General features: G+C 43.6%; 4 protein-coding genes. All 4 read left to right on the top strand.

Annotated features, from left to right (window positions below; translation table 11 throughout):
• The first annotated feature begins 149 nt into the window (after positions 1-149).
• Positions 150-443: a hypothetical protein gene (locus tag SORDD16_RS06990; protein ID WP_061452857.1), complete on the top strand. Its 294-nt coding sequence runs from the start codon at positions 150-152 to the stop codon at positions 441-443.
• A 138-nt stretch (positions 444-581) separates the two neighbouring features.
• Entirely contained in the window at positions 582-1,187 is a 606-nt protein-coding gene (locus SORDD16_RS06985; RefSeq protein WP_061452856.1) for a nitroreductase family protein, read from the top strand.
• A 12-nt stretch (positions 1,188-1,199) separates the two neighbouring features.
• Positions 1,200-2,600 (top strand): dipeptidase PepV, encoded by a 1,401-nt coding sequence (gene pepV, locus SORDD16_RS06980; RefSeq protein ID WP_061452855.1) that lies wholly within the window; start codon positions 1,200-1,202, stop codon positions 2,598-2,600.
• Between the two features lie 53 nt (positions 2,601-2,653).
• The coding region (locus SORDD16_RS06975) for a uracil-DNA glycosylase family protein (RefSeq protein ID WP_347230208.1) at positions 2,654-2,903 on the top strand (250 nt) is incomplete at its 3' end.

Here is a 2,903-nt window from a genome sequence, read left to right as displayed (position 1 = left end):
TAGGAGTTTACAACAATTGATGGAGGATTCTCAGTTTGTGTGTAGGCGTAGAGAAGATGAATTGCAGTACCATGAAGAGGTGTTAGATAGAGATTATCGTAAAAAGCAAGATGAGTTAGAACAGACAATCGGAGATTTAAGGAGGTCGTATGCTCGCACCATTAAATGAATATTATACGGATGAAGAGTACGAATTTGCGTTACGTCAGATGTATCGCATGATGGAGAGAAATAGGATCTATGCAATGGCGACGGTGATTTTAAAAGAAAAGGATTCTTTGCAAACGGACTATAAAGAAAAGATACGAAAGAGTGCAGTGGAGACAAAAGCTGTTATTGAGAGAGTAAAAGCGCAGATGGATACGGCCATAAAAGGTCAGGTAAAGAAAAAGTTGGAAGAAGTGACGGTGGAGAAGTTATCTCAGTATGATTCCATTTGCTAAGCTTTTTAGTTAAAAGAAGGACTGCTACAGAGACTGCATAAGGCAGTTTCTGATAGAACTTTTTCTATGAAAAATCTCTGCAAGCTCTTTCAAAATATGGTAGAATGGAAGCAGTAGAATTAGAAAAGGAAATCGATTATGAAATTTCTTGAATTAAATAAAAAACGTCATGCAACCAAGCATTTCACAGACAAACCTGTAGATCCTAAGGATGTTCGGACAGCAATTGAAATCGCAACCTTGTCCCCAAGCGCCCACAACAGCCAGCCATGGAAGTTTGTGGTGGTTCGTGAGAAAAATGCTGAATTGGCAAAATTGGCTTATGGTTCGAACTTTGAGCAGGTTTCTTCAGCGCCTGTAACCATTGCCTTGTTTACCGATACAGACCTTGCCAAACGCGCCCGCAAGATTGCCCGGATCGGTGGAGCCAAGAACTTCTCAGAAGAACAACTTCAATATTTTATGAAGAATTTGCCTGCTGAGTTTGCACGCTACAGTGACCAGCAGATCAGCGACTACCTAGCCCTCAATGCTGGTTTGGTTGCCATGAACTTGGTTCTGGCTCTTACAGACCAGGGAATTGGATCTAACATTATTCTTGGTTTTGACAAATCAAAAGCCAATGAAGTTTTGGACATCGAAGACCGTTTCCGTCCAGAAGTCTTGATTACAGTGGGTTATACAGACGAAAAATTGGAACCAAGCTACCGCTTGCCAGTGGATGAAATCATCGAGAAAAGATAGAAAGAAGAAAAAATGACAGCAATTGATTTTACAGCAGAAGTAGAAAAACGCAAAGAAGACCTCTTGGCTGACTTGTTTAGCCTTTTGGAAATCAATTCAGAACGGGATGACAGCAAGGCCGATGCTGAGCATCCATTTGGACCTGGTCCAGTAAAAGCCTTGGAAAAATTCCTTGAAATCGCAAACCGTGACGGCTATCCAACTAAGAATGTCGATAACTACGCAGGACATTTTGAGTTTGGTGAAGGAGAAGAAGTTCTCGGAATCTTTGCTCACATGGACGTGGTGCCAGCTGGTAGCGGTTGGGACACGGACCCTTATACACCAACTATCAAAGACGGTCGCCTTTATGCGCGTGGTGCTTCAGATGACAAGGGGCCTACAACAGCTTGTTACTATGGCTTGAAAATCATCAAAGAATTGGGCCTTCCAACTTCTAAAAAAGTTCGTTTCATCGTCGGAACAGACGAAGAATCAGGCTGGGCAGATATGGACTACTACTTTGAACATGTAGGACTTGCAAAACCAGACTTTGGCTTCTCTCCAGATGCTGAATTTCCAATCATCAATGGTGAAAAAGGTAATATCACAGAATACCTTCATTTTGCAGGTGAAAATGCAGGTGCTGCCCGTCTTCACAGCTTTACAGGTGGTTTGCGTGAAAACATGGTACCTGAGTCAGCGACAGCACTCGTTTCAGGTGATCTGGCTGACTTGCAAGCGAAACTAGATGCCTTTGTTGCGGAGCACAAACTTAGAGGAGAACTCCAAGAAGAAAACGGTCAATACAAGGTGACTGTGATTGGTAAATCAGCCCATGGTGCGATGCCCGCTTCAGGTGTCAATGGAGCTACTTACCTAGCACTCTTCCTCAGTCAGTTTGACTTTGCAGGACCTGCAAAAGACTACCTCGACATCGCTGGTAAGATTCTCTTGAACGACCATGAGGGTACAAATCTCAAGGTTGCTCATGTTGATGAAAAGATGGGTGCCCTTTCTATGAATGCGGGTGTCTTCCGCTTTGACGAAGCAAGTGCTGACAATACCATTGCCCTCAACTTCCGTTATCCAAAAGGAACAAGTCCAGAGCAAATCAAGTCAGTTCTTGAAAACTTGCCAGTTGCTTCTGTTAGCCTTTCTGAACACGGTCACACCCCTCACTATGTGCCAATGGAAGATCCACTTGTGCAAACTTTGTTGAATGTCTATGAAAAACAAACGGGTCTTAAAGGTCACGAGCAAGTCATCGGAGGCGGTACCTTCGGTCGCTTGCTGGAACGTGGAGTTGCCTACGGTGCGATGTTCCCAGACTCTATTGACACCATGCACCAAGCCAACGAATTTATCGCCTTGGACGATCTCTTCCGAGCAGCAGCAATCTATGCAGAAGCTATTTATGAATTGATCAAATAAAACGATAGAAGTCTGAGATTGTATGCTTGGACTTCTTTTTGGAGGGAAAACAGATGTCTCAAATCGAAAGAATCAAACAAGCCATGATGGCAGATCCGCAAAATACCAGCTATACTGAAAGCGGGATCGAACCGCTCTTTGCAGCCCCTAAAACTGCTCGCATTAATATCATCGGCCAAGCTCCGGGATTTAAAACGCAGGAAGCAGGCCTTTATTGGAAAGATAAAAGTGGTGATCGCTTGCGGGACTGGCTCGGTGTTGACGAAGATACTTTTTACAATTCAGGTTATTTTGCGGTGTTAC

Origin of the sequence: Streptococcus oralis, from assembly GCF_001578945.1 — a bacterium.
GTDB lineage: Bacteria > Bacillota > Bacilli > Lactobacillales > Streptococcaceae > Streptococcus > Streptococcus oralis_Q.
This window is presented reverse-complemented; position numbering and strand designations above follow the sequence as displayed.

Excerpts from the sequence above, each read along its gene's own strand:
- SORDD16_RS06985 (WP_061452856.1), top strand. The coding sequence starts at position 582 with ATGAAATTTCTTGAATTAAATAAAAAACGTCATGCAACCAAGCATTTC.
- pepV (WP_061452855.1), top strand. The coding sequence starts at position 1,200 with ATGACAGCAATTGATTTTACAGCAGAAGTAGAAAAACGCAAAGAAGAC.
- SORDD16_RS06990 (WP_061452857.1), top strand. The coding sequence starts at position 150 with ATGCTCGCACCATTAAATGAATATTATACGGATGAAGAGTACGAATTT.